The sequence below is a fragment of the Streptomyces cacaoi genome (genome assembly GCF_006539165.1).
Taxonomy (GTDB): Bacteria; Actinomycetota; Actinomycetes; order Streptomycetales; family Streptomycetaceae; genus Streptomyces; species Streptomyces cacaoi.
The window spans coordinates 415,597-439,867 of record NZ_BJMM01000003.1 but is presented as its reverse complement, the minus strand read 5'-3'; the positions used below and the strand labels follow the sequence as shown (position 1 = coordinate 439,867).

Here is a 24,271-nt window from a genome sequence, read left to right as displayed (position 1 = left end):
TCCGTGATTGGCCATGGATTCCGCCGCTTCCGGGATCCAGAGTGCCACGTGTCCGCGAAGTGGAATGAAACGGGGTGGATTCTTGACTGGTTCGGAGAGCGACGCGGGGAGTCCCCGCCGGTACCTCGGCCGACGGCTCGTACAGCTCTACGTCGGGCTGCTGCTGTACGGCGCCAGCTCGGCTCTGATGGTGCGGGCGGGACTGGGACTGGACCCCTGGGACGTCTTCCACCAGGGCGTCTCCGGGCTGACGGGGCTGTCGATGGGAACGGTCACGATCGCGACCGGGGCCGTGGTCCTGCTGCTGTGGTGGCCACTGCGGGAGCGTCCGGGCCTGGGCACCGTCTCCAACGTCGTGCTGATCGGGCTGGCGATGGACGCGACGCTGTGGCTGACGCCCGTACCGCACGCCCTGGCCGTGCGGGTGCCGCTGCTGGTCGGCGGTGTGCTGCTGAACGGCGTGGCGACGGGGATGTACATCAGCGCCCGCTTCGGCCCGGGGCCGCGGGACGGGTTGATGACGGGGCTGCACGCGGTCACCGGCCGCTCGGTCCGCCTGGTGCGTACGGGGATCGAGATCGCGGTGCTGATCACCGGGGTGCTGCTGGGAGGTTCGGCGGGGGTCGGGACGGTGCTGTACGCGCTGGCGATCGGCCCGCTGGCGCAGTTCTTCCTGCGGTTCTTCGCCGTGCCCGGCGGTCAGCGGGACGGGCGACGCGACGAGGGGAGCCGTACCCCTTCCGAACAGGCGTTGTGACGTCTCCGCCACACGGACCCCGCCGACACGGCCGACATCGACGGGATTCAGCCGGCTGATGCCGCGCTCGCAGCCGACGTGCTGCCGTCACAGCCGTGTGGCCGTGCGGATCAGTCCGGCGAGGGCGAGGGAGCGGCTGTGCGCGGGCCAGGCGATGTGGGTGACGACGGGGGGTGCGTCGGTCAGGGGGACGGCGGTGTGTTCGGCCCACAGCCAGGCGCGTGCGGAGTCGGGGAAGACGGCCACGGTGCGTCCGAGGGCGATCAGTTGGGCCAGCTGCGTCTGGTCGTGGATCTCGGGGCCCGGGCCGGGTGGGTACGTGCCGTGGCGGGCCCAACGGGCGAGTGGGAGATCGGGGATGTCGCTCACGTCGGCCAGGGTCAGGGTCTTCTGCGCGGCGAGGGGGTGCGAGGCTGGCAGGATGGCGATCTGCCCCTCGGTCATCAGTTCCTGGCTGTCGAACCCGGTGAGGGAGTTGAACGGCGCGTGCATGAGCGCCACATCGGCGCGGCCGTCGCGCAGCATCCCTTCCTGCTCGCACGTGCCGCTCGGCAGCACCTCGACCACGGCGGCGTCCGGCTCGGCCGCGTAGGCGTCGAGGAGCTTGTGCAGCAGCTCGTGGGACGCGCCGGCCTTCACCGCCAGCACCAGGCGGTTACGGGGGCCGCCCGGGCCGTCGGCGTCTCCGGCGCGACGGGTGCGGCGAGCGGCGGCGGTGGTCGCGTCGAGGGCCGCGCGGCCTTCGTGCAGCAGCATCTCTCCGGCGCCGGTCAGGGAGACGCCGCGGCGGTCGCGTTCCAGCAGCCGGACGCCGAGGCGCCGCTCCAGCTGCTGGATCGCCCGGGTCAGCGGCGGCTGGGCCATGCCGAGGCGTTCGGCGGCGCGGCCGAAGTGCAGTTCCTCCGCGACGGCCACGAAGTACCTCAGCTCGCGGGTCTCCAGGGTGTCCATGGGCCACAGCGTACGTGTGATACCCGCCGGGTATCACAGGCCACCGTATCGGTATTGGATGCGCCGCTCGCCCGCGAGCGAGCATCGGCGGCATGAGCGAAACCGAGAACACACCCTCCACTTCACTGCCCGGCGGCACCTGGGCCCTGGGCGATCTGACCGTCCCCCGCTTCGGCTACGGCGCCATGCAGCTCGCCGGCCCCGGGGTCATGGGCCCGCCCGCCGACCACGACGGCGCGCTCGCCGTCCTGCGCGAGGCCGCCGCCCTCGGGATCACCCACATCGACACCGCCGGCGCCTACGGGCCACGCGTCACCAACCGGCTGATCCGCGAAGCGCTCCACCCCTATCCCGCCTCACTGCACCTCGTGACCAAGGTCGGCGCGGTCCGCGATCAGCAGGGTGGCTGGCCGCCTGCCCGGGAGCCCGAGGACCTGCGCCGCGCCGTCCACGAGAACCTGGAGGACCTCGGCCTCGATGCGCTCGACGTGGTCAACCTCCGGCTCGGCGACGCTCAAGGCCCCCGGCCCGGCTCGCTCGCCGCACCCTTCGAGGCCCTCGTCGAACTCCAGCAGCAGGGCCTGATCCGGCACCTGGGAGTGAGCAACGCGACGGCGGAGCAGGTCGCCGAGGCACAGACGATCGCGCCGATCGTGTGCGTGCAGAACGCGTACAACCTCGCCCACCGCCAGGACGACGAGCTGATCGACGAACTCGCCGGCAAGGGCATCGCCTACGTGCCCTTCTTCCCGCTCGGCGGCTTCACCCCGTTGCAGTCCACAGCGCTTTCCGCCGTGGCCACCCGGCTGGACGCGACGCCGATGTCGGTCGCCCTGGCCTGGCTGCTGCGGCGGTCGCCGAACGTCCTGCTCATCCCCGGCACCTCGTCGGTGGCACACCTGCGCGAGAACGTCGCCGGGGCGGGACTCCCGCTCTCCGACGAGGACCTCGCCGAGCTGGACAGAATCGGCGACGGCTAGCGGACACAGCCCGTCGCCCGAGCCGGAAGAAGGGGCAGAGGCAGTGGACGCGGGCCTCAACGTCGGTGCAGGAAGGGCGCGTTCGCCCGCGTCGGTGGCGTCCCTCAGACGCGCGGCCGAAGGGGTTGAGGTACGGCGCCGCCTGTACACGGCCGGCCGGCGACCGCCCGAGGGCGCAACCGGTGATGCGTGAGGGAAAAAGGAGGCACGCGATACTGCGGCGGTGACGTTTCCACGACCCATCAGCTCGGCCCCCCGCGCCGCCCGCATACCGCACCCGTTCCTCTCCCACCGCGGCCCGCTCGCCTTCGCCCACCGGGGCGGCGCGGCGAACGGCGCGGAGAACACGCACGCCGCGTTCGCCCGCGCCGTCGACGCCGGTTACCGCTACATGGAGACCGATGTGCACACCACGGCCGACGGCCGGCTCGTCGCCTTCCACGACGCGACGCTGGACCGCACGACCGACCGCAGCGGTCCCATCGCCCGGCTGTCCTGGCAGGAGGTCCGCCGGGCGCGGGTGGCCGGCAGCGAACCGGTGCCGCTCTTCGAGGATCTGCTGCGCGCCTTCCCCGGCGTCCGCTGGAACGTGGACGTCAAGGCGGAGTCCGCGCTCCGGCCGTTGCTGGAGGTCCTGGACGCACGCGAGGCGTGGGGCCGGGTGTGCGTGGGTTCGTTCGACGAGCGCCGGGTCGCGCGGGCTCGGCTGCTGGGCGGCAGACGGCTGTTGACGTCGATGGGCACCGGCGGCGTGGTGGGCCTGCGGCTGCGCTCGCTCGGGATGCCGTGGCGGCTCCCGGAGGGCGCGGGCTGTGTCCAGGTGCCCGAACGGCAGGGCGGAGTACGGGTGGTGGACCGCGCGTTCGTACGGGCGGCGCACGCGCGCGGGCTCCAGGTGCACGTGTGGACGGTGAACGAGCGCTCCCGGATGGAGGCACTGCTGGAGCTGGGCGTGGACGGGATCATGACGGACCGCCTGGAGGTGCTGCGGGACGTGCTGACGGCGCGCGGGGCCTGGCCCACGGGCTGAGGCCGGTGCGTCCGCTGTACGGCGGGGCCGGGCTCAGCCGGGTGTGCGGTCGAGGAAACCGCCGACGGCCTCGGCGAAACCTTCCGGGTCGTCCTCGTACAGCCAGTGTCCGCAGCCGGGGAATTCGCGCAGTTCGGTGCGCGGGCGCCGGGCGGCCATGGTGCGCGCGGTGTGCGGTGTGAGCATGAAGCTGTGTTCGGCGCGCATCAGCAGGGCCGGGCAGCGGGAGGCGGTCCAGTGCGCGGAGAGGTCTGCGGCGAAGGCGTGCTGTGAGGCCATCATGGCGTCGGTGTCGAACAACAGGCCCCAGCCGTCGTCGAATTCCGCGGCGCTGTCGAGGAAGTACGAGGCGTCCGGGATGCCGTGGGCCTCGATGGCGGAGCGGAGCGCGGCGAGGGTGGGGGCGCGCCGCGGCCAGCCGGAGCAGTCGAGCACCGGCTGGACCTCGGGCTGCCGGTTGAGCACCGTCATGTCGGCGACGAGCAGGGCGTCGACGCGCTCGGGGTGCCGGGCCGCCAGGACGAACGCGACGGCGCCGCCCATGGAGTGGCCGAGCACGGCGGCGCTGTCGATGCCCAGCGCGGAGAGGAAGCGGGCGGCCTCGTCCGCGTAGGCGGCGGGCGTGAGGTCGTCGGCCGGGTCGGACAGGCCGTGTGCGCGCTGGTCCGGCGCGAGGACGCGGTAGCGCCCGGCGAGGGCCCGGGCGAGCGGCGCGAAGATCCGGCCGCGGCCGAAGTGCCCGTGCAGCGCGAGGAGTACGGGCCCGGGGCCCGCGGAGTCGAGGTAGGCGATGCGCCGCCCGTCGACGGTCACGAACCGCTCCTCGCCCGCGGCGCCGAGCGGGCCGGCCCATCCGGCGGAACTGGTGGACATCGGCGGGCTCCTCGGCGGCGGGACGGGCGGGACCGCGTCAGCCTGCCAGCCGGACGGCCGCCGCGCATCCGGGTTTTCGGGATGTCGTACCGGCCGGACGGTAGTCTCCCCGGAACGCTTTCGAAGATCGTTCAGGGCCGGTCGGCCGGCACGGGGAGGACGGGCACGGGGATGGACACGGTGGCACGGGAAGGGCCCGCGGAACCCCCGGAGGGGACGGGCACGGAGCCCGCGAACAGCGCCGGGGGCAGCGGGAGTTCGCCGGAGGCCGAGGCGGCGGAGAGGCGGGAGCGGCGCCGGGAGCAGCGCGGCTGGTACGTCTACGACTGGGCGAACTCGGTGTTCGCGACCAGCGTCCTCACGGTCTTCCTCGGGCCGTATCTGACGCAGGTGACGGAGGCGGCGGCCGGGCCGGACGGCTATGTGCACCCGCTGGGCATCCCGGTGCGCGCGGGCTCGTTCTTCCCGTACGCGGTCTCGGCCTCGGTGCTGCTGTCGGTCCTGGTGATGCCGCTGGCGGCGGCGGTGGCGGACCGCACGGGGCGCAAGAAGCCGCTGCTGGGCGCCGCCGCCTACCTGGGCGCGGCGGCGACCACGGGCATGTTCTTCCTCGACGGCGACCGCTATCTGCTGGGCGGGGCGCTGCTGATCGTCGCGAACGTGTCCTTCGCCGTCTCCTCCGTGCTGTACAACGCGTTCCTGCCGCAGATCGCCGGCCCCGAGGAGCGCGACGCGGTCTCCTCACGCGGCTGGGCCGCCGGATACGCCGCGGGCGCGCTGGTGCTCGTCGTCGATCTCGGGCTGTTCCTGGGGCACGACGCGCTGGGGCTGACCCAGGGCACAGCTGTGCGCATCTGCCTGGCGGGAGCCGGGCTGTGGTGGGGGCTGTTCACCGTCGTGCCGCTGCTGCGGCTGCGGGAGCGGCCGGTGGCGGGAGCGGCGGCGCGGGACGCCGCGGCCCCGATGCGGGTGACCGAGGGATTCCGGCAGTTGACCACGACACTGCGGGAGTTGCGGCGCTATCCGCTGACGCTGCTGTTCCTGGTGGCGTATCTGCTCTACAACGACGGTGTCCAGACGGTCATCACACAGGCGTCGGTGTTCGGTTCGAAGGCCCTGGGGCTGGATCAGACGACGCTGATCGGCGCCGTCCTGCTGGTGCAGGTGCTCGCGGTTGCCGGGGCGCTGCTCCTGGGACGGCTGGCGGACCGGTACGGGGCGCGGCGTACGATCCTCGGCTCGCTCGTGGCGTGGACGGCGACGGTCGCGGCCGGGTACGTGCTGCCGCACGGGGAACCCGTCTGGTTCTATGCGCTGGCGGCGGCGATCGGCCTGGTCCTGGGCGGCAGTCAGGCGCTGTCGCGCTCGCTGTTCTCCCGTCTCGTGCCAGCGGGCAAGGAGGCGGAGTACTTCGCGCTGTACGAGGTGAGCGACCGGGGCACGAGCTGGCTGGGCCCGCTGCTGTTCGGCGCCGCGTACCAGCTCACCGGCGACTACCGGCATGCGATCGGCTCGCTGGTGGTCTTCTTCGTGCTGGGATTCGTCCTGCTGCTGCGGGTACCCGTCGAGCGTGCGGCAGCGGCGGCCGGCAATCCGGCCGGGGCCGCCGGGACCACCGGCGACGGAGAGGACGGGCCCGCCCCGGTACGGATGTCCGGCTCGATTTAGTCCCGGGCGGTTCGGGGCGGTAGTGTACGCCTTTGGCTCACCGGATGGACCGTTACTGCACGGCGAAGAGGTGCGAACAGTGGGTGACATCTCCTGCCGGCAGTGACAAACCGGTCACCGGGGGGTACGCAGATTCAACGCAGCACGGTGAGTGACGGGCCCATGTCCCGATACGGGAATCTTCACCGCCGACCGGACGTTGACCGGATGACGACGACAGCGACACCTGTCCTGTGGGCGACCAGCCCGGGAGGCACGAATTCATGAGTGAGCGAGCTCTTCGCGGCACGCGACTCGTGGTGACCAGCTACGAGACCGACCGCGGTATCGACCTGGCTCCGCGCCAGGCCGTGGAGTACGCATGCCAGAACGGACATCGCTTCGAGATGCCGTTCTCGGTAGAGGCCGAGATTCCATCCGAATGGGAGTGCAAGGTGTGCGGTGCACAAGCACTCCTGGTCGACGGCGACGGTCCCGAGGAGAAGAAGGGCAAGCCGGCGCGTACGCACTGGGACATGCTGATGGAGCGGCGGACCCGCGAGGAGCTGGAGGAGGTCCTCGCCGAGCGGCTCGCCGTCCTGCGCTCCGGCACGATGAACATCGCGGTGCATCCCCGCGACGACAACAACGGCGGCAACAACAAGCGCAAGTCCGCCTGAGCCGGATCACGCGCCTGCTGCGCGCACGAGGAGGGCCCGGAACCGTCAGTCGGTTCCGGGCCCTCTCGCATGCGCCCGCGGCCTCAGTCGCGGGGCGGCGCGCTCCCGTCGTCGTCCCGGACGACCTCGCCCTGGACGACCTTGCCGTCGGGGCGGTGCATCCGCATCTGGTTCTCGGCGGTGCGGGCCTGGTGGTAGGCGTCCCCGAGGCTGCCGGAGCCCAGGCCGCTGCGGCGCTCCAGGGAGCGCTCGGTGGTGCGGCGCAGCAGTGCGGCCGTGGGCGGGAAGAGGCACAGCAGGCCCGCCACATCGGTGAGCAGCCCGGGGATCATCAGCAGCAGGCCGCCGAGCATGGCCGTGCCGTTGCCGCTCGACTGCTGCTCGGGCGGCTGCGGCTCGGCCCCCGCGCGGGCCTGTTCCTGGGCCCGCTGCACGGTCTCGGCGAGGTTGCGCCAGGCACGGCGCCCGGCGCGCTTGATGACGGCGGAGCCGATCAGGAAACCGGCCACGACCAGGATGAGGACCGTCAGCCCGCCCGCCGCGTCGGCGACGAGGGTCAGCAGCCAGATCTCCAGCACCACCCACGCGGCGACGGCCAGCGGCAGCAGGGTGCGGCCCTTGGAGCGCGGGCGCCGCGGCGGGCGGTTGCCGGGGCCCTCACCTCCCGGCCCGCTCTGCGATCCGGAGGGCTCGTACGGGAAAGGTGCGCGCGTCGTCATGCTTCAAGTGTGCCGGTTCACTTCTCCTTGCGGCCCAGCGCCTTCTTGACCCGGTCCTCCACACCCCAGGCGGCGATCCGCCACAGGGCCTCGGCCACGATGTCCCGGCTCATCTTGGAGTCGCCGCGCTCGCGTTCCACGAAGGTGATGGGCACCTCCACGACGTGGTACCCGGAGTGCACGCTGCGTCGGGTGAGGTCGACCTGGAAGCAGTAGCCCTGGGAGGCGATGCTCTCCATGTCGATGCCCTCCAGGGTCTCCCTGCGGAAGGCCCGGAAGCCGGCGGTCACGTCCCGGACGGGCACGTCCAGCAGCAGGCGGGAGTAGGTGCTGGCGCCGCGGGAGAGGTACTCGCGGGACTTGGGCCAGTTGACGATGCGGCCGCCCGGCACCCAGCGGGAGCCGATCACAAGGTCGGCGCCGCCGAGCGCGGTGAGCAGCCGGGGCAGCTCCTCGGGCGGGTGCGAGCCGTCGGCGTCCATCTCGATCAGCACGCCGTAGCCGTTGTCCAGGCCCCAGCGGAAGCCGGCGAGGTAGGCGGCGCCGAGCCCTTCCTTGCCCTTCCGGTGCAGCACGTGCACCTGCTCGTCCCCGGCGGCCAGCTCGTCGGCGATCTTGCCGGTGCCGTCCGGGCTGTTGTCGTCCGCGATCAGGATGTGCGCCTCGGGAGCCGCGGCGCGTACCCGGGCGACGACGGGCTTGATGTTGTCGGCCTCGTTGTAGGTCGGGATGATGACCAGGGCCGTGCCGAGCGGGCCGTACCGCCGCTGTCCGCCGTCCGTCACTGGTGCCCCTCCGGTCGCGCTTGTGCTGGGTGCTGGTGTGTGTGGTGGTCGTCCCGGACGCCGTCGTTCCGGCGGCCGTTCCCCCGGACGGTGCCGTGCCTGCGGCCGAGGATCCAGGCCCCGGCGCAGGAGAGGAGCCCCACGATAGCGAGCGCCCATTCCGGCGCCGCACCCACGCGGTCGGCCACGGTGAGGCCGTCCCGCAGCGGGAGCCGCGCGGTCAGCACGTCCTGGGTGAACTCCTCGGTGCGCTGTTCGATCGTGCCGTCCGGCGCGACGACCGCGCTGATTCCGCTGGGCGCCGCGGTGACCACGGCCCGGCCGTGCTCGATCGCCCGCAGTTTGGACATCACCAGCTGCTGCTCGGGCTGGCCGGTGTTGCCGTAGGTGGCGTTGTTGGTCTGCACGACGAGGGCGCGGGCGCCGTCCTTGACGGTGTCGCGCGGGATCTCGTCGTAGGCCACCTCGAAGCAGATGACGTCGCCGAGGCGGGCGGGCCCGGTTTGCAGGACGCCGGTGTGGTCGCCGGGCCAGAAGTCGCGGGGGACGCGCTGGAGCCGGGTGATGACCTTGCTCAGCTGGTCGCGGAAGGGGACGTACTCGCCGAACGGCACCGGGTGCTGCTTGGTGTACGAGGCGCCGGGCCCCTTCTTCGGGTCCCACACGATGCCCTGGTTCTCGACGTAGCCCTCCTTGGTCGGATGGTCGACGAGCGCGCCGACCAGGACGGGCACACCGATGGCCTTGACGGCCTCGTCGATCCGGTTGCCGGCCTCGGGGAACTTGTACGGGTCGAGGTCGGAGGAGTTCTCCGGCCAGATGACCAGGTCGGGCTTGGGTTCCTTGCCCTGCTCGACCCGGCGGGCGAGATCGAGCGTGGCCTCGACATGGTTGTTGAGGATCTTCATCGGTCGGCCGAGGAAGTCCATGCCGGGCTGCTGGACGTTGCCCTGGACGACGGCGATGCGCACCGAGTCGTCGGCCGCCGTGGGCACCGGCACCGCGAGGCCGGCCGCGCCGACGGCCGCCGCCAGGACGAGCGCGCCGGCGCCGGTGGCCCAGGCACGGGCGGTGCGGCCGGCCCGGCCGGCGGCGGGGCGCAGCCGCCAGGCGGCCAGCGCGGCGGCGGCCAGCAGCGTGCCGGCCAGCGCGACGGCAAAGGTGACCAGCGGCGCCCCGCCGAGCGCGGCGAGCGGAGTGAAGGGCGAACCGGTGTTGGCGAAGGCGAGCCGCCCCCACGGGAACCCCCCGAACGGGAAGCGGTCGCGCAGGAACTCCTCCCCCACCCACAGGCAGGCGCCCCACAGCGGCCAGGCGGGCAGCCGGGAGACGAGGGCGAGCGCGGAGCCGAGCAGGGCGAGGAACAGCCCCTGGAGGAAGGCGAGTCCGATGACGGCGTCCCAGCCGACGACGTGCAGCCACTTCAGCAGGACGACGAAGAACGGCCATCCGAAGGCCAGCCCGAGCCAGGCGCCCTGACGGCCGGTGCGGCCGCGGGTGAGCAGCGCGAGAGCGGCGACCGCGACCAGCGAGAGCGGCCACAGCCCGTACGGCGGGAAGGCCAGCCCGAGGGCGCAGCCCGCCACCGCGGCGAGAGCCGTGCGCAGGGCCTCCCGCCGGGCCAGGGCGCCGAGCCGGCGCAGCCGTCCCGGCCCGGCCGGCTCGCCACGTCCGGCGCCGGGGGCGTGCGCGTCACTCGCCTCGTCACCGGGCCGGGGGCCGTCCGCGGCAGGGGCCGTCTCCGCACCGGGCGTCCGGCGTGCGCCCTCGTCCGGAGCGTCGCCGGGCGTGGTCGGTGCCGCCTGCGGGTCCCGGGGGGAGCCCGGGCCGGCGGAGGCGGGAGTGGTGTCGGGGCCCGATGCCAAGGTCGCGGCCTTCCTTGCAGGTCGTTGCGGTGGTGAGGTGACCGTACAACGCGTCGGCTGCCCCGCGGGCCGGGGGATGGGAAAGCAGGCGAAAACAACGGAAGGGGCCGCAAGGCGGCGGAGCGTCCCATTGGCCGGGCTCGTCCCGGCGCCGGAAAGCGGGAGAACCGGACAGCCGGGGCGGCGGGGAGAACCGGCGGAAGCGGCGGAGGTGCCGCGCCGTGGCGTGCCGTGCCGTGCCGGTGCGGTTCTGCGGGTCGGGGCCCGGTGCCCTTCGGGCCGACCTGGGGCCCGCTGGCTGCGGACCGTCCGAAAGCCGTTGTCTACTGAGCGTCCGGGCCCCGTCCCGGGTCACACCTGCCGGCCCGTCGGTCCCAGCCCGCCCGCGTGCCGCGGGCGCTGGACCTGGCTTCGAGGTGGTGGTGTGCCGGTGCGGCGCACCACACGTGGCCCAGCGGCGTTCGACGACTGCGCGGGGAGGTTCCCGGCCGGACGTCCTGTGGTGGACCCGGCCGAACCTACCCGTGCACCGACGTTTTCTGTCAACAGCCCGCCGGCCTGCGGGTTTTACGGAAACCGGCAGGTCAGTGCGGAGAACGGGGCGCTGCCGCGACAGGCCGGGCCGTCCTCGTTCGGCCGTATGGCCGCGGTCGCGTCACTCGTCCGGCCGGGTGTACACCGTCTCCCCGCCGACCACGGTGCGCAGACAGACCGGAAGGTCGGCGCCGGGCGTCAGGTCGGGCAGGCCGGGGGTGCCGGAGCGCGGGTCGGTGGACCAGTTGGCGACGCGGGTGTCCGGGGTCTGCACGATGAGGGCCCCGGTGCGCCAGACCGCGTAGTCGGCGGGGGCGCCGGGCGCGAGGACACCGGCATCGTCCTGGCCGATGGCGCGCCATCCGCCGCGGGTGTGCGCGGTGAACGCGCCGCGCACCGAGATGCGGTGCTCGGGGGTGTGGTGGAAGGCGGCGGCGCGAACGGTCTCCCAGGGGCCGAGCGGGGTGACGGGGCTGTCGGAGCCGAGAGCGAGGGGCACCCCGGCGCGCAGGAGCGCGGCGTACGGGTTGAGGGTGCGGGCGCGCTCGGTGCCCAGGCGGCGGGCGTACATGCCGTGTTCGCCGCCCCAGGTCTCGTCGAAGCGCGGCTGCACGGAGGCGGTGAGGGCGAGTTCGGCGAAGGCGGCGATGGTCTCCTCGGTGAGCATCTCGGCGTGCTCGACGCGGTGCCGGGCGGCTCGGACGCGGTCCGTGCCGACCTTCTCGGCGGCGCGGCGCATGCCGTCGGTGACGGCCCGGACGGCGGCGTCGCCGATGGCGTGGAACCCGGCCTGGAGGCCGGCCTCGGTGCAGGCGACGACGTGTGCGGTGATGTCGTCGGCGTCGAGGTGCGCCGTGCCGGTGCTGTGCGGGGCGTCGGCGTACGGGGAGCACAGGTGTGCGGTGTGGGAGCCGAGGGAGCCGTCGGCGAACAGGTCTCCGGCCGCACCGAGGGCTCCGAGTTCGCGGATGCGATCGGCGTCCTTTGCGGAGCTGACCGGTTCGGCCCAGTACCCGTGCACACGGGGTCCCGGCTCGGCCGCGGCCAGGTCGAGCAGCTGGCGCAGATCGTCCTCGCTGGAGATCTCCGGCCCGGCGCACTCGTGCAGCGCGCCGATGCCGAGGGAGGCGGCGTGGGCGCGGGCGACCCGCTGGGCCTCGGCACGACGGCGCGGGGAGAGAGTGGCGTGCGCGGCTTCCCGGACGGCGTGGTGCGCATCGCCGGTGAGCGGACCCTCGCCGTAGCCGTCGCGGGCCGTGACGCCGGGGGTGAGGTCGAGCATCGCCGTGCTGGCGAGGGCGGAGTGGACGTCGATACGGGTCAGATAGAGGGGCCTGCCGCCGGTGGCCTCGTCCAGCTCGGCGCGCCTGGGGGGCCGCTGCTCGGGCCAGGCCGCGGCGTCCCAGCCGGTGCCGAGCAGGACCTCGTCGTGCGGGCGTGCCGCGGCGTACGCGCGGATCCGGGCGAGGGCCTCGCCGAGGGTGGGGGCGCCGGAGAGGTCGAGCCCGGTGAGTGCGAGACCGGTGGCCGTGGTGTGCACGTGTGCGTCGGTGAACGCCGGGGTGACGAGGGCGCCGTCGAGGTGCACGACCTCGTCGACGCCGTCGGCGAAGGAGTCGGCTGCCCCCTCCGTGCCGATCCACGCGATGCGGTCGCCCTCGATCACCATCGCGGTGGCGAAGGGGTCGGCGGGGCTGTGGACCTCGCCGCCGCGCAGCAGGACGGTGCGGGACCGGGAGGGGGCGGTGCTGTCGCTCATGGGGACAGTCTCCCGCCCGGCGGGGGTGGTGCGGCGCCCGGGGTGCCGGCCGCGGACCGCCGCCGGCGCTCACACCCGGGGCGGCCGGGCCTCGTAGGGGGTGGAGAGGACGACGGTGGTGCGGGTGGAGACACCGGAGAGGGTGCGGATGCGGGCCAGCAGGTGCTCCAGCTCGATGGGCGTGGCCACGCGCACCTTGAGGATGTAGTTCTCGTCGCCGGCGACGCTGTGGCACGCCTCGATCTCGGGGACCTCGGCGAGCCGGTCCGCGATGTCGTCCGGGGCGCTGGGGTCGAACGGTTTGACGGAGATGAACGCGGTCAGCGGGAGGCCGACGGCCTCCGGGTCGACGAGCGCGGCGTAACCGCGGATGATGCCGCGCTGTTCGAGGCGGCGTACCCGCTGGTGCACGGCCGAGGTGGACAGGCCGGTGGCCTTGCCCAGGTCGGTGTAGCTCATCCGCCCGTCCTCGACGAGCAGTTCCACGATCTGACGGTCCAGTTCCTCCACAGCGGTTCACCGTACTGTGCCGCGGGCCGGAGGGCACACCGGTGGTGGCCGGATCCGCTCGGTGGCGCGGCGGTGCTGAGAGCGCCGGTGGCACGCCCGCACACAACCGTGTGAGCAAGGCCACACCCGCGCAACCGTGTCCCGCGAGGCGTCGCGATTATGCGCCTGGCACGACGGGAATTGCTTGCTGTGGCCGGAGCCCAGCCCGGCCGGGTCCACCCGAGGGGGATTTGCATGCGCACGATGAAGTCGCTCAAGGCTGTTCGCAGGGACGCGGCGGCAGCGACTGCCGAGACTGGTCAGGACGCCGATCAGGAGGGCGCCGAACCCGGCGAACTCGACGGCGGGACCTACGAGAGCTACCGCGTCGACTGCCCGGACTGCCGGCAGTCGATCGCGCTGCTGGCCGAGGAGGAGACGCTGCCCCGGCACGCGCTGTGCGCGTCGCCCTGGGATCCGTTCGGCCTGACGGTCTGCCAGGGGTCGGGGCGGCCCGTGGCGGACGCCGCTCCGTCCGGGGGCGACGAGGGCGAGGCCCGGGAGCGCGGCCTCGGTGAACTGCTCACGCTGCCCGAGGGGTTGGACTGGCGCATGCAGCCCTTCTCCCACGTCGGGGGTCCGGGCTCGCGGCCCGTGCGGCGCGCGCGGGTGCCCGCGCTGCGCTGAGCCGACGCCCGTCGAGCAGACGCCCGGAGCCGGAGCACGGCGCCGGGCGGACGGAGACCCCGGGGCCACCGGCCGGGCCGGCAACCGGCAGGCCGGACACAGCGGTTCACCCTCGGCCCCGGCCCGTCGCACCGGCACCGCTGCTCAGGGCCGGCCCCGCTCGTCACGGCCGGCCCCGGTGCGTCAGCGCCGCCGGTGGGCGCCGTGACGGCCGTCGGCGCGAAACCGTCGAAGACGATGTTGCCGATGCGTACGTCGCCCCAGCACAGCACCGTTTCGCCCCGTCCTCGGGCCAGTTGGCCGCCGACCGGTCGAATCCGCGCTCGATGACGGGTGAGCGCGGACGACCGGAGACGACCCAGGTGCAGTAGGCGCGCCGTGCCGCGACATGGCGGCGCAGCGGGGTGCCGCCCGTACCCGGCACGGCGAGGAAGTCCGCCTGCTCCACCGGCGCTTGGCCGTGGAGACGGGCCAGTACGCCCTGGGTGCCCTCTTCGAGCCGGGCGCGTTCGGCGGCGGTGGCCGCGTGGAGCCGGTTGCCCCCGTCGGCGCAGGGCATGACGTCCGGCGGCGCGCTTCCTCACGAAGAACGGGGCGCCCGGGTGCCGTTCGTCCTCCTCCAGCCAGAGCGTGCGGGCACGGGCACATCGGTGTGACGGACACCCCTCACAGGTCGAGGGTGTCGGCCAGGTCGCGTAGGCATTCCTCGAAGACGGGTTCCAGGTCGGAGTAGGCGAAGTCCAGTTGGTGCAGCACCTCCATGCACAGCAGCCCGTAGAGCCTGGTCCAGCAGGACAGGAAGACGTGCGCGGCCTCGGGTGGCAGGCGCCCGTCGATGGCGGCGGAGTACGCGGTCAGCTGCTCGCGCAGTGACTCGGGGAGGTCGGCCAGGTCGGGCACCGGAAAGGGGCGCGTCCTCCACAACTCGACCGTCAGGTCCAGCAGGACGTGCTCGAAACGCTGCCCGGCCTGGTGGCGTACCGAGTCCGGCCGCCGGTTGGACGGGGTGATCGGGCTGGCGAAGATCCAGCCGAACTCGGCGGGGTGGGTGCTCGCCCAGGCGCGCAGGGCTCGGCAGACCGCGAGGATGCGCTCGCCGACCGGCGCGTCGGCGCGGGCGTCACGGGCGCCTTCCATGGCGGTGGCCAACTCGTGGAAGAAGTCCGCTGTCACCGCGCCGACCAACTCGTCGTGGCTGGCGTAGTAGTGGTACAGAGCCGGGCCGCTCATGCCCACCTGCCTGGCGACGGCGTTGATGGTCACGGCGGCCGATCCCTGCTCGACCAGAAGCCTGCGCGCCGCCGTGTGGATCTCCTCAAGTGTCGCCCGGCGCAGCCTCTCCCGCCTGCTGCTGGTCCCTGCGGCCATCTCGCCCCTCTTGTCGCTCCCTTGGCCTGCCGGCCGTTGGCTGTTGACACCCTATGACACCTATGGTTACTTACTACCCCTAAGCCAGCCTAGTAGGTCTAAGGAGTGAGCGTGGAGCACTGGCGGTGGGTCTTTTCCGGAGCGTTAGTGCTCGTCACAGCCGTGTGGTGGAGGTTGTCCAGGTCCGCCCATGTCCGCCGCGGCCCGTCCCGGCCCCGGCAGTCGACGACCACACGGGAGGCTCGGCGATGAAGGTGCTCATCGTGGGAGGTGGCATAGGCGGGCTGACCGCGGCCGTCGCCTTCCACCAACGCGGCCGGCAGGTGGAGGTTCTCGAACGTGCCCCCGCATTCACCGAGATCGGTGCGGGCATATCACTTCAGCCCAACGGTCTGCGCGCGCTGGACACGCTGGGCCTCGGCGCTCACCTGCGTTCCGGCCCGCCGGCCGATCCACCGGCGGGCATCCGCCGCGCGAACGGGCGTTGGCTGATCCGCAACGACGTCGACGACCTCAAACGCCGCTTCGGTCAGTGGGTGACCGTGCACCGGGCCGCCCTGGTCGACCTCCTGCGCGCGGCCGTGCCCGCACAGGCGCTGCGGCCCGGCACCGAGGTGCACGAGGTGCGGCCCGACGGCACGGTGCACCACAACGGCGGCACCTCCACCGCGGATCTCGTGGTGGGTGCCGACGGCGTGCACAGCACGACACGGCGTTCCCTCTGGCCCCACGCTCCCGGGCCGCGCTACGTCGGATACACCACCTGGCGCTTCCTCACGCCGCCCCAGCCCGTCGCCGGAAGTGTGGAAACGTGGGGCCGAGGTGAACGATTCGGGCACGTGCCGATGCCCGACGGCCGCGTCTACTGCTACGCGCTCGCCGACGCCCCGATCGGCACCCGTACCCGCCTCGACCGGCTACGCGAACGCTTCGCGCACTGGCACAGCCCCATCCCCCGGCTCTTGAACACCGCGGACGAGGACGCGGTGTTGCAGCACGACACGTACGAGCTGCCCGAGTTGCCCACCTACGTCTCGGGAAACGTGGCGGTGATCGGAGACGCCGCGCACGCCATGGCCCCCAACCTGGGACAGGGCGCCTGCCAAGCACTCGAGGACGCGGTCACCCTCGCCGCGGCCGTGGACACACTCGACGTGTCCGCGGGGCTGGAGGAATACGACCGCGTCCGCAGACCGCGCACCCAGATGATCGCCCGCCGCTCCCGACAGGCCGGCGCTCCCGCGCACTGGACGTCCCCGCCCCTGATCACCCTGCGGGATGCGGCTCTCCCCCTCCTGCCCCGCGCCCTCTTCAGCCGCTCGGTCACCGACGCCTACACCTGGACCCCCTGACACCCGCCCCGGGGAGACCCCCTCCGCACGACTCCGCGGAAACGCGTCGTCCCCGGGAGCCAACGAACCCCGAGAGGCCAACCCTCATGCCCCTCCCGCGCCTTCTGATCGCCCTCGTCGGAGCCGTCACCACAGTCAGCGCCGTGCTCGCCGATCTGGTCGTCCCCGACCTGGCGGCCCAGCACGCCTTCAACCCCGGCTGGCCGCCCCACGCCAAGTTCCACGACGCCCAGTACATGCTGATGACGGTGCTCCTCGGCGTCATCGGCCTGACCCTCTCCCTGCGCCAGGGCCGCAACCCCCGCGGCCGGCTGTTGTGCGCCGCCGCGATCCTGGCCACCCCCTGGCTCAGCATGATCGGCGCACTGCTGTTCCCCGGCACCGCCGCCTACGACCCGGAGTTCGCCCCCCAGACCCTCTTCGTCCTCGGGATGCACGGCCAGGTCTTCATGGCCGTCGTCCTCACCCTGGCCCTGCTCGCCGCGACAGCGGCAACACTTCGCACGCCCACGCGCCGCGCCACCGGACGACGCACCGTCACCTGAACCGTCTTCGACGAGGCCGTGGACGGACCAGGAGACCGGCCGTGTGCGGTGCGGACGGACCGGCGGCCGATGGTCATCGACCGCGAGGTGCACTCCTCGTACGTGGCGAGCGCAGGCCCCGGCCCGAAGCCCATTTGCATTTCCCTGCGGTCGGGTTGACGGCACGTCAGCTTTCGGGAGGGGCCAGAGCGGTAAGCCGCTCGTCCGCCCCGCGTGGCCGCTGAGCGTGCACGGACGGTGACACGGGATCATCTGCGCCGAACCCCGCGTGGATCGCCGCCGGACGGGGACCCGGGGACGGAGAAGGGAGGGACCCCATGGCTACGACACGTGGCAGGAGCGGCAGCGGCACCAAGAGCCGCGACACCGGAAAGCGCCGCACGAAGACCACCGCATCGGGTCCGGGCCGGACGAAGCAGACGCAGCGGTCGACGCCGGTGCGCAGCCGCCGGACGACCAGCGGCGGCACCCGGGGCGGCACGGCCCGGCAGCGCGCGATCGTGCGCGCGTTGCTGGAGCGGCACGGCGAGACCTACGCGGCGGAGGCAGGGATCACGCTGCGTGACACCCCGTCCCCGCTGTACCGGCTGCTCGTCCTGGCGATGCTGCTGAGCGCTCGGATCCGCTCGGACATCGCGGTCGCCAGCGCAAGGGCCCTGTCCGACGCGAAGATGCGGGACGCACGGCGGATGGCGGACGCGACCTGGCAGCAGCGGGTGGACGCGCTCGGTGAGGGCGGCTACCGGCGCTACGACGAGCGCACCGCGACGATGCTGGGCCAGGGTGCCGCACTCCTGCTCTCCGAGTACGGCGGCGATCTGCGCAAGCTGCGCGAGCGCGACGACCCGGCGGCGGCGCTGCGGGAGATCCCGGGCTTCGGGCCCGTCGGCGTGGACATCTTTCTGCGGGAAGCGCAGGCGGTGTGGCCGGAGTTCCGTCCGTACCTGGACAAGAAGGCGCTCCAGGGCGCGGGCAGGCTGGGGCTGCCGGACTCGGCGCGGAAGCTGGCGCAGTTGGTGGATCAGGACGATCTGGCGGGGCTCGCGGCCGGGCTGGTGCGTGCGTCGCTCAGCTCGAAGGTGGCCGACGAGGTGCTGGAGGCGGCCGGGTCCACCAAGTCCAAGTCTTCGTAAACCGCTGCTTGCCGGCGCCGGACGGGCGCCTCGGGTATGTGCCGTACCGCGTGTGCCGTACGGCACATACCCGATAGCGCCCTGCCTTACGGCAAGTGTCCTAGGTGAGCCGACGTAGGAGCGGCGGCTTCCGGTGCCCGCGCTCCCGGTCACAGCTCCAGCAGGGCCTGCACCGGCAGATGGTCGCTGGGGAAGCGGCCGTCGCGGGAGTAGGTGTTGATCTCGGCGTGGCGGACCCGGACCCCGGGCGAGGCGAGGATCCAGTCGATGCGGTCCCCGTCGGGAACGAGGGGTCCGTACCCGTGGAAGGTCGCGTACAGCTTGCCGCGCCGTTCGGCCACCTCCCAGGTGTCGGTCAGCCCCGCGCCGGTGAGCAGCGCGTCGTAGACGGGGTTGCCGTGCGCCGGGACGTTGAAGTCGCCGGTGACCAGCCGGGGCAGGCCCGCGTCCAGGCCGCGCAGGCGCTCGCCGATGAGGTCCGCCGAGCGTTCGCGCGAGTGCTGGCTCTGGTGGTCGAGGTGCGTGTTGAGGTGGAAGAACTCCGTGCCGGTGGCCAGATCGCGGAAGCGTACCCAGGTGACCATCCGGATCACGGTGTTGCCCCAGGTCGCCGAGCCGATCAGCTCGGGCCGGTCGGAGAGCCAGAAGTGGTCGTAGGCGAGCGGGGCCAGCCGCCGGGTGTCGTAGAAGACCGCCATGAACTCGTCGCGGCTGCCGCCGGCCCGGCCCGTGCCGATCCAGTCGTAGCGGGGTCTGCCGAGGTCCTCGGCGATGTCTCTGAGCTGCGCGTAGAGCCCCTCCTGGGTGCCGATGAGATGCGGTCGCTCGCGGCGCAGCAGCGCGCGGGTGACGGGCCTGCGCTCGGGCCAGCTGTGCGGCGGGGTGTCCGAGGCGTAGCGGAGGTTGAAGGTCATGGTCCGCAGGGCCCGGCCGTCCTGGGCGTCGTCCGTCGCGGGCGCGGGGGCAGCGTGCGCGGTCACGGCGTGCGCTGCCAGGGGAAGGGCGAGCGCTGCGGCAGCTGCCGTACGCAGGCCGGAGCGGCGGGAGAGGCGTACGGTGCGCGCCGAGTGCGCGGTGCGTGGCGGGATCACGGTGCTCCTTTCGTGGATGTACCGAGCCCGGTGGGCGCGGGGCGACGCGGTGGGCCGGTCACTCCGGTCCGTCGAGGCGCTTGACGAAGTGGAAGGCGGCGATCCCCATCTGCTCGCGGTGGTAGAACCGGTGCGCCCCGGTCCGCTGGGTGCCCGAATCGAGCGTCAGGGCACGGCAGTCGAGGTCGCGGGCGCGCTGTTCGAGGTGGCCGAGGAGTGCCCGGCCCACGCCCCGGGAGCGTGCGGCGGACGTGGTGACCAGATCCTCGACGTGCAGCGTGCGCAGCATGTTGGTGTTGACCAGGAGGCGCCAGCCGGCCACTCCCAGACACGCCGCTCCCGTTCTGCCGCCCGCCGCGTCACCGGCGCCGCCGTCCGCCCTGTCGTGGGCCCCGTGGCCACCCGTCGCGTCGTCGTCCGTCGCGTCGTCGTCCGTTCCGTCGTCGAACACGCCGGTGAAGCGCAGCCCTTGTGCGTGGCCCTCCTCGTAGACCGAGCGGAAGAGCTCGGGTGTGAGGTGCGGGCGCAGCTGGCGCAGTACGGGGAAGAGGGCGGGAAGGCGCGGGTCCGCGGGCCCGACATCGGTCGTCTTCACGGCGTTCCACCCTAGTGAGCGGCCGACGGGCTGTCAGCAATGCCGGAACCGGTCGCCGCGCGGCCCCACCGGCACGTCACAGGGCGGGCGGGGCCGGGCCACGGCGATCGGGGTCGGGATCGGCGATCAGCGGTAGGCGGTCACCGGCCGACGATCAGCGGTCGGCGTCAGCGGCCGGATTCCGGGCCGGCCAGCCGGCGGGCGATGACCATCCGCTGGATCTGGTTGGTGCCCTCCACGATTTGCAGCACCTTGGCCTCGCGCATGTACCGCTCCGCGGGGAAGTCCGCCGTGTAGCCGTATCCGCCCAGGAGTTGGACGGCGTCGGTGGTGGTCTGCATGGCGGCGTCGGTGCAGAAGAGCTTGGCCATGGCCGCCTGCTGGGTGAACGGCAGGCCCGCGTCGCGGCGCCGTGCGGCGGCCAGGTAGAGCGAGCGGCCGGCCTCGATGCGGGTGGCCATGTCGGCGAGCATGAAGCGCAGCCCCTGGAAGTCGGCCACCGGATGGCCGAACTGCTCGCGTCCGAGGGTGTAGGCCAGCGCCTCGTCGAGCGCGGCCTGGGCGACACCGACCGCGCAGGCGGCGATCCCCAGCCGGCCGGAGTCCAGAGCGGACAGCGCGACGGCGAAGCCCTGGCCCTCGTCCCCGAGGCGGCGCTCGTCGGGAACGCGGACGCCGTCGAAGTGCAGTTGGGCGGTGGGCGAGCCGTTCAGGCCCATCTTGTGCTCGGGCGGCGCGGCGGTGAGCCCCTCCGCGTCGCCGGGGACGAGGAAGGCGGTGATGCCGTGGGCGCCGTCCTCGGCGGTGCGGGCCAGGACGGTGTAGAAGTCGGCGATGCCGGCGTGGGTGATCCACGCCTTGGTGCCGGTGAGCACCCAGTCGTCGCCGTCGCGCTCGGCGCGGGTGCGCAGCGCGGCGGCGTCGGACCCGGCCGAGGGCTCGGAGAGGCAGTAGGCGCCGAGGAGGCCGCCGCCGAGCATGTCCGGCAGATGCTCGGTGCGCTGCTCCTTGCTGCCGAAGCCGGCCAGGCCGTGGCAGGCGAGGGAGTGCACGCTGGTGCCGAGGCCCACGGTGAGGCGTGCGGCGGCGAGTTCCTCGACGACCTGGAGGTAGACCTCGTAGGGCTGGCCGCCTCCGCCGTACTCCTCGGGGTAGGGCAGGCCGAGCAGGCCGGAGCGGGACATCAGCCGGAAGGTCTCCCGTGGGAAGGTGCCCGCGCGCTCCTCCTCCGCGGCGGTGGGCGCGATCTCGCGCTGGATCAGCTCGCGTACGAGGGTCAGCAGGTCCCGTGCCTCGTCGGTGGGCAGGTCCCGTTCCACGGGCTGCGGACCGTACTGGGACATGGCGCGCTCTCCTTCGGTCAGGAACGTCGGCGACGCCGCCTGGGTCGGCGGTGCGCCGGGGGCCGCCGGCCCGCACGCGGGCCGGTCGCTGGCCGCCTGCCGCCGATCGTGCACCGTCGGATCGCGAGCGCTGCTGATCAGCGGCTGCGGCGAGTGGGAGTATGCCCGATCGAGTGGCGGCCGTCACCGGAGCACGGTGACGAGACGGCGCCGATTCCCTTACGGGGCACGGGAATTGGTCCGAACCATTGACGGACTGGTCTAGTCCTTCTACATTCCCGGGGCAATGAACGAGTACGGACGTACCCGTGTCGTACATGCCCGGCGTACCGGTACTCACCGGTTTCCGCCGGACGCGTCGGCAGCCGGGCACGGCACGGTCGCAGCACACCCCCCGCTCCCCCCACCGCGAGGAGAATCATGCTCGGACCGGAAAGACGACGTTCACTCACCGCACGGCCCCCGGGGCGCCGCAGGCGTCTGACGGCGCTCCTCGGCGCCGTGTGCGCGGCGGTGCTCGCCGCAACTGTGCTCACGTCGACCGCTTCGGCGGGCGCACAGGAGTCGCAGCAGGACAGGCCCGCCGCTTCCCGCGCCGCGGCCGGAAAGACCGTCGGCTACTTCACCAACTGGGGCGTGTACCAGCGCAATTACCACGTCAAGAACGTCGAGACCTCGGGCTCGGCGGACAAGCTCACCCACATCAACTACGCCTTCGGCAATGTGCAGGGCGGCAAGTGCGCCATCGGTGACGGCTACGCCGACTACGAGAAGGCGTACACCGCCGACCAGAGCGTGGACGGCAAGGCCGACACCTGGGACCAGCCGCTGCGCGGCAACTTCAACCAGCTGCTGAAGCTCAAGAAGCTGCACCCGGACCTGAAGATCCTGTGGTCCTTCGGCGGCTGGACCTGGTCCGGCGGCTTCGGTGAGGCGGCGAAGAACCCGGCCGCGTTCGCCGAGTCCTGCTACAACCTCGTCAACGACGAGCGCTGGAAGGGCCTGTTCGACGGCATCGACATCGACTGGGAGTACCCGAACGCCTGCGGGCTCACCTGCGACGAGAGCGGTCCCGACGCCTTCCCGAACCTGATGAAGGCGCTCCGCGACAAGTTCGACGGCCAGCTGGTGACGGCCGCGATCAGCGCCGACGCCTCCGACGGCGGCAAGCTGGAGGCCGCCGACTACAAGACGGCGGCGCAGTACGTCGACTGGTATCTGCCCATGACCTACGACTACTTCGGCGCGTGGGACGCCCAGGGGCCGACGGCACCGCACTCCCCGCTGACCTCCTACGAGGGCATCCCGAAGGACGGGTTCAACACCGAGGCGACCATCACCAAGCTCAAGGAGATGGGCGTCCCCGGGGACAAGCTGCTCTACGGGCTGGGCTTCTACGGCCGCGGCTGGAACGGCGTCAGCCAGGCCGAGCCGGGCGGCACGGCCACCGGTCCGGCGCCGGGCACCTACGAGCAGGGCATCGAGGACTACAAGGTCCTCAAGGACCGCTGCCCGCCCACCGGGAAGGTGGCCGGAACGGCGTATGCGCACTGCGGCAACCAGTGGTGGAGCTACGACACCCCCGAGACCATCTCCGCCAAGGGCGACTGGGCGGCGCAGCAGGGCCTCGGCGGCAGCTTCTTCTGGGAGCTGAGCGGGGACACGGCGAACGGTGAGCTGATCAAGGCCATCCGGTAAGGCCCCGCGGGGTCCGCGCCGGACGACCGGAGGAAAACCGTGCACCCGGTGCGACACCGGGACGGTGGTACGGGCAGCGCGGCCCGTACCACCGCACAGCAGGAGCCCGGGCGGCCCGCCCGGGCTCCTCGCGTTCCGGCGCCCGTACGGCCGCGGGCGCGGGCCCCGGCCCCCGGGGCCCGCTGCTCAGCGGCGGCGCCCCGCCTTGGCCCGCTCCAGGGCGCCGACGCCGAGGGCGGCGAGGACGACCTGGATGGCCAGCTCGATCCAGTCGATGCCCCTCGTGTCCGCGACGCCCAGCGCACCGGCCACCGCCGTACCGACGAGGGCCGCGACGACGCCGACGAGCAGCGTCCACAGCAGGCCGATCCGCTGCCTTCCGGGCAGCACCAGCCGCCCGAGCGCACCGATGACGAGGCCGATCACGATGGCGCTGATGACGCCGGACACGTCCATGGCGCCCCCTTCCTCCGGACGGGAGAGTTCCTCGTTCCGGGTGTCCAGAAGGCCGGCGATCATGCCTGCCCGGCACCGGCCGGGCACCGGAGGCGCCCCGGAGCACCCGGCGCGGCCACGGGCGCTCCGGGCGCGCGGACTCAGACCCCGACGGGCGGTTCCGGCAGCTCCGGCTCGAACTCCATGATCACCTCGACGGTGCCGCGCAGCGTGCGGACCAGCAGCTCGCGCACCACCTCGCGGGACAGCTCCTGGCGGCCGAGCCAGTCCAGGGTCACGCCCTCGACCGAGGACAGCCACCCCACCAGCGCCGCCCGCGCGAGCGGCGGGATCTCCTCACGCCCCCACGCGCCCTCCGCGATGGCCGCGAGCAGCCGCTCACGCACCTGGTCGCGGATCGCCAGGACCTCGGTGTCGTGGCCCACTCCCCCGGTGACGATCGTGCGGTAGGCCGCCTGGTTGTGCTGGGCGTAGCGCAGATACCCCTCGATGGTGCGCTGGACGCGCTCGACGGGCGGGAGCCCGGCGCTGCTGTCGGCGCGCTCGACCAGCTCGGCGACGGCGTCCTCGATGATCGCCAGGTAGTAGCCGCGCTTGTTGGTGAAGTAGTAGTAGACCAACCCCTTGGCGACCCCCGCCTGCCGCGCGATGTCGTCCATGGACAGCGCGTCGTAGGAGGTGTGGGCGAACAACTTGCGGCCCGCTTCGATGAGTTCGGCCCTGCGGGCCTGGGAACGTCCGTTGCCGCGGGGTGCCGGGACGGCGCCCCGCCCCCGTTGCTGACTGTTATCCAAAACCGGTCCTGGTCTCCAAGTGCCGTGCGGTGTCGGCAGTATGACAGCCCTTCAGGTACTCGATCGCCGCTTTCGGCACTGCGCCGGCTCGCGCGCCCCCGCCCTCGCCCTGGCCCGCACCCCCGCCCGGGCGCGGATCC

General features: G+C 72.9%; 24 protein-coding genes. 10 read left to right on the top strand and 14 right to left on the bottom strand.

Annotation, left to right across the window (positions count from 1 at the left end):
- Positions 1–64 precede the first annotated feature (64 nt).
- On the top strand, positions 65–757 hold the full coding sequence (yczE, locus tag SCA03_RS05200) for a membrane protein YczE (RefSeq protein WP_086815350.1): 693 nt from the start codon (positions 65–67) through the stop codon (positions 755–757).
- Positions 758–844: 87 nt separating this feature from the next.
- Here the strand turns inward: yczE and SCA03_RS05195 are convergent, their stop codons facing one another.
- A complete protein-coding gene (locus tag SCA03_RS05195) occupies positions 845–1,708 on the bottom strand; it encodes a LysR family transcriptional regulator (protein ID WP_030882063.1) in 864 nt (287 codons plus the stop codon).
- A gap of 92 nt (positions 1,709–1,800) precedes the next feature.
- Here SCA03_RS05195 and SCA03_RS05190 point away from each other — a divergent pair, with 92 nt between their 5' ends.
- The gene (locus SCA03_RS05190; protein ID WP_086815349.1) at positions 1,801–2,688 is read left to right on the top strand and encodes an aldo/keto reductase family oxidoreductase; all 888 of its coding nucleotides are present in this window, start codon (positions 1,801–1,803) and stop codon (positions 2,686–2,688) included.
- A gap of 223 nt (positions 2,689–2,911) precedes the next feature.
- Positions 2,912–3,718 carry a glycerophosphodiester phosphodiesterase family protein gene (locus SCA03_RS05185; protein WP_078874618.1) on the top strand — a complete coding sequence of 269 codons (807 nt, stop codon included), beginning with the start codon at positions 2,912–2,914 and terminating at the stop codon, positions 3,716–3,718.
- A gap of 33 nt (positions 3,719–3,751) precedes the next feature.
- On the opposite strand, the gene SCA03_RS05180 is transcribed toward SCA03_RS05185, so the two are convergent.
- Positions 3,752–4,591, bottom strand: a complete 840-nt coding sequence (locus tag SCA03_RS05180) for an alpha/beta fold hydrolase (RefSeq protein WP_086815348.1) — start codon at positions 4,589–4,591, stop codon at positions 3,752–3,754.
- A 171-nt stretch (positions 4,592–4,762) separates the two neighbouring features.
- Here SCA03_RS05180 and SCA03_RS05175 point away from each other — a divergent pair, with 171 nt between their 5' ends.
- Together SCA03_RS05175 and SCA03_RS05170 are read left to right on the top strand one after the other, a co-directional pair.
- Positions 4,763–6,259, top strand: coding sequence for an MFS transporter (locus SCA03_RS05175; protein ID WP_107428987.1), 1,497 nt, complete (start codon positions 4,763–4,765; stop codon positions 6,257–6,259).
- Positions 6,260–6,522: 263 nt separating this feature from the next.
- Positions 6,523–6,918 carry an RNA polymerase-binding protein RbpA gene (locus SCA03_RS05170; protein ID WP_030882053.1) on the top strand — a complete coding sequence of 132 codons (396 nt, stop codon included), beginning with the start codon at positions 6,523–6,525 and terminating at the stop codon, positions 6,916–6,918.
- Positions 6,919–7,001: 83 nt separating this feature from the next.
- On the opposite strand, the gene fxsA is transcribed toward SCA03_RS05170, so the two are convergent.
- The 5 genes from fxsA to SCA03_RS05145 form a co-directional block, all read right to left on the bottom strand.
- Positions 7,002–7,637, bottom strand: coding sequence for an FxsA family membrane protein (fxsA, locus tag SCA03_RS05165; RefSeq protein WP_030882050.1), 636 nt, complete (start codon positions 7,635–7,637; stop codon positions 7,002–7,004).
- A 17-nt stretch (positions 7,638–7,654) separates the two neighbouring features.
- Positions 7,655–8,422, bottom strand: coding sequence for a polyprenol monophosphomannose synthase (locus tag SCA03_RS05160; protein ID WP_030882047.1), 768 nt, complete (start codon positions 8,420–8,422; stop codon positions 7,655–7,657).
- The gene (gene lnt, locus SCA03_RS05155; RefSeq protein ID WP_078873236.1) at positions 8,419–10,287 is read right to left on the bottom strand and encodes an apolipoprotein N-acyltransferase; all 1,869 of its coding nucleotides are present in this window, start codon (positions 10,285–10,287) and stop codon (positions 8,419–8,421) included. The genes SCA03_RS05160 and lnt overlap by 4 nt, the downstream gene beginning before the upstream one ends.
- A gap of 655 nt (positions 10,288–10,942) precedes the next feature.
- Positions 10,943–12,580, bottom strand: a complete 1,638-nt coding sequence (locus SCA03_RS05150) for an amidohydrolase (protein WP_086815347.1) — start codon at positions 12,578–12,580, stop codon at positions 10,943–10,945.
- 69 nt (positions 12,581–12,649) lie between these two features.
- Complete coding sequence (locus tag SCA03_RS05145) at positions 12,650–13,090, bottom strand: Lrp/AsnC family transcriptional regulator (protein ID WP_030882039.1); 441 nt, start codon at positions 13,088–13,090, stop codon at positions 12,650–12,652.
- 243 nt (positions 13,091–13,333) lie between these two features.
- Here SCA03_RS05145 and SCA03_RS05140 point away from each other — a divergent pair, with 243 nt between their 5' ends.
- Positions 13,334–13,756: a hypothetical protein gene (locus tag SCA03_RS05140; RefSeq protein ID WP_086815354.1), complete on the top strand. Its 423-nt coding sequence runs from the start codon at positions 13,334–13,336 to the stop codon at positions 13,754–13,756.
- Between the two features lie 163 nt (positions 13,757–13,919).
- Here SCA03_RS05140 and SCA03_RS05135 read toward each other — a convergent pair whose 3' ends face one another.
- Together SCA03_RS05135 and SCA03_RS05130 are read right to left on the bottom strand one after the other, a co-directional pair.
- A complete protein-coding gene (locus SCA03_RS05135) occupies positions 13,920–14,315 on the bottom strand; it encodes a protein kinase family protein (protein ID WP_141275227.1) in 396 nt (131 codons plus the stop codon).
- A gap of 107 nt (positions 14,316–14,422) precedes the next feature.
- Positions 14,423–15,124 carry a TetR/AcrR family transcriptional regulator gene (locus SCA03_RS05130; RefSeq protein WP_030882034.1) on the bottom strand — a complete coding sequence of 234 codons (702 nt, stop codon included), beginning with the start codon at positions 15,122–15,124 and terminating at the stop codon, positions 14,423–14,425.
- Between the two features lie 248 nt (positions 15,125–15,372).
- Between SCA03_RS05130 and SCA03_RS05125 the strand changes: the two genes are divergently transcribed.
- The 3 genes from SCA03_RS05125 to SCA03_RS05115 all read left to right on the top strand — a co-directional run bounded on the left by SCA03_RS05125 (position 15,373) and on the right by SCA03_RS05115 (position 18,154).
- Complete coding sequence (locus tag SCA03_RS05125) at positions 15,373–16,476, top strand: FAD-dependent monooxygenase (RefSeq protein WP_086815346.1); 1,104 nt, start codon at positions 15,373–15,375, stop codon at positions 16,474–16,476.
- A gap of 86 nt (positions 16,477–16,562) precedes the next feature.
- Positions 16,563–17,021, top strand: coding sequence for a DUF6640 family protein (locus tag SCA03_RS05120; protein ID WP_086815345.1), 459 nt, complete (start codon positions 16,563–16,565; stop codon positions 17,019–17,021).
- Between the two features lie 317 nt (positions 17,022–17,338).
- A complete protein-coding gene (locus SCA03_RS05115) occupies positions 17,339–18,154 on the top strand; it encodes a hypothetical protein (RefSeq protein WP_230988488.1) in 816 nt (271 codons plus the stop codon).
- Positions 18,155–18,303: 149 nt separating this feature from the next.
- Here SCA03_RS05115 and SCA03_RS05110 read toward each other — a convergent pair whose 3' ends face one another.
- The 3 genes from SCA03_RS05110 to SCA03_RS05100 form a co-directional block, all read right to left on the bottom strand.
- Entirely contained in the window at positions 18,304–19,245 is a 942-nt protein-coding gene (locus SCA03_RS05110; protein WP_230988487.1) for an endonuclease/exonuclease/phosphatase family protein, read from the bottom strand.
- A gap of 58 nt (positions 19,246–19,303) precedes the next feature.
- Positions 19,304–19,840 (bottom strand): GNAT family N-acetyltransferase, encoded by a 537-nt coding sequence (locus SCA03_RS35955; protein ID WP_230988486.1) that lies wholly within the window; start codon positions 19,838–19,840, stop codon positions 19,304–19,306.
- A 167-nt stretch (positions 19,841–20,007) separates the two neighbouring features.
- A complete protein-coding gene (locus tag SCA03_RS05100) occupies positions 20,008–21,183 on the bottom strand; it encodes an acyl-CoA dehydrogenase (RefSeq protein WP_141275226.1) in 1,176 nt (391 codons plus the stop codon).
- A 420-nt stretch (positions 21,184–21,603) separates the two neighbouring features.
- On the opposite strand from SCA03_RS05100, the gene SCA03_RS05095 reads away from it, so the two are divergent.
- Positions 21,604–22,881: a glycoside hydrolase family 18 protein gene (locus SCA03_RS05095; protein ID WP_030882014.1), complete on the top strand. Its 1,278-nt coding sequence runs from the start codon at positions 21,604–21,606 to the stop codon at positions 22,879–22,881.
- 186 nt (positions 22,882–23,067) lie between these two features.
- On the opposite strand, the gene SCA03_RS05090 is transcribed toward SCA03_RS05095, so the two are convergent.
- Together SCA03_RS05090 and SCA03_RS05085 are read right to left on the bottom strand one after the other, a co-directional pair.
- Positions 23,068–23,337, bottom strand: a complete 270-nt coding sequence (locus tag SCA03_RS05090) for a GlsB/YeaQ/YmgE family stress response membrane protein (protein WP_086818100.1) — start codon at positions 23,335–23,337, stop codon at positions 23,068–23,070.
- Positions 23,338–23,477: 140 nt separating this feature from the next.
- On the bottom strand, positions 23,478–24,131 hold the full coding sequence (locus tag SCA03_RS05085; protein ID WP_086818099.1) for a TetR/AcrR family transcriptional regulator: 654 nt from the start codon (positions 24,129–24,131) through the stop codon (positions 23,478–23,480).
- Between the last annotated feature and the right edge of the window lie 140 nt (positions 24,132–24,271).

Bases quoted from the DNA above. Each gene is read 5' to 3' on its own strand.
- SCA03_RS05170 (WP_030882053.1), top strand. From the start codon at position 6,523: ATGAGTGAGCGAGCTCTTCGCGGCACGCGACTCGTGGTGACCAGCTAC.
- SCA03_RS05195 (WP_030882063.1), bottom strand. From the start codon at position 1,708: ATGGACACCCTGGAGACCCGCGAGCTGAGGTACTTCGTGGCCGTCGCG.
- SCA03_RS05100 (WP_141275226.1), bottom strand. From the start codon at position 21,183: ATGTCCCAGTACGGTCCGCAGCCCGTGGAACGGGACCTGCCCACCGAC.
- SCA03_RS05175 (WP_107428987.1), top strand. From the start codon at position 4,763: ATGGACACGGTGGCACGGGAAGGGCCCGCGGAACCCCCGGAGGGGACG.
- SCA03_RS05180 (WP_086815348.1), bottom strand. From the start codon at position 4,591: ATGTCCACCAGTTCCGCCGGATGGGCCGGCCCGCTCGGCGCCGCGGGC.
- SCA03_RS05135 (WP_141275227.1), bottom strand. From the start codon at position 14,315: ATGCCCTGCGCCGACGGGGGCAACCGGCTCCACGCGGCCACCGCCGCC.
- SCA03_RS05095 (WP_030882014.1), top strand. From the start codon at position 21,604: ATGCTCGGACCGGAAAGACGACGTTCACTCACCGCACGGCCCCCGGGG.
- SCA03_RS05115 (WP_230988488.1), top strand. From the start codon at position 17,339: ATGGCTACGACACGTGGCAGGAGCGGCAGCGGCACCAAGAGCCGCGAC.
- SCA03_RS05090 (WP_086818100.1), bottom strand. From the start codon at position 23,337: ATGGACGTGTCCGGCGTCATCAGCGCCATCGTGATCGGCCTCGTCATC.
- SCA03_RS05190 (WP_086815349.1), top strand. From the start codon at position 1,801: ATGAGCGAAACCGAGAACACACCCTCCACTTCACTGCCCGGCGGCACC.
- SCA03_RS05140 (WP_086815354.1), top strand. From the start codon at position 13,334: ATGAAGTCGCTCAAGGCTGTTCGCAGGGACGCGGCGGCAGCGACTGCC.
- yczE (WP_086815350.1), top strand. From the start codon at position 65: ATGAAACGGGGTGGATTCTTGACTGGTTCGGAGAGCGACGCGGGGAGT.
- SCA03_RS05120 (WP_086815345.1), top strand. From the start codon at position 16,563: ATGCCCCTCCCGCGCCTTCTGATCGCCCTCGTCGGAGCCGTCACCACA.
- fxsA (WP_030882050.1), bottom strand. From the start codon at position 7,637: ATGACGACGCGCGCACCTTTCCCGTACGAGCCCTCCGGATCGCAGAGC.
- SCA03_RS05150 (WP_086815347.1), bottom strand. From the start codon at position 12,580: ATGAGCGACAGCACCGCCCCCTCCCGGTCCCGCACCGTCCTGCTGCGC.
- SCA03_RS05130 (WP_030882034.1), bottom strand. From the start codon at position 15,124: ATGGCCGCAGGGACCAGCAGCAGGCGGGAGAGGCTGCGCCGGGCGACA.
- SCA03_RS05125 (WP_086815346.1), top strand. From the start codon at position 15,373: ATGAAGGTGCTCATCGTGGGAGGTGGCATAGGCGGGCTGACCGCGGCC.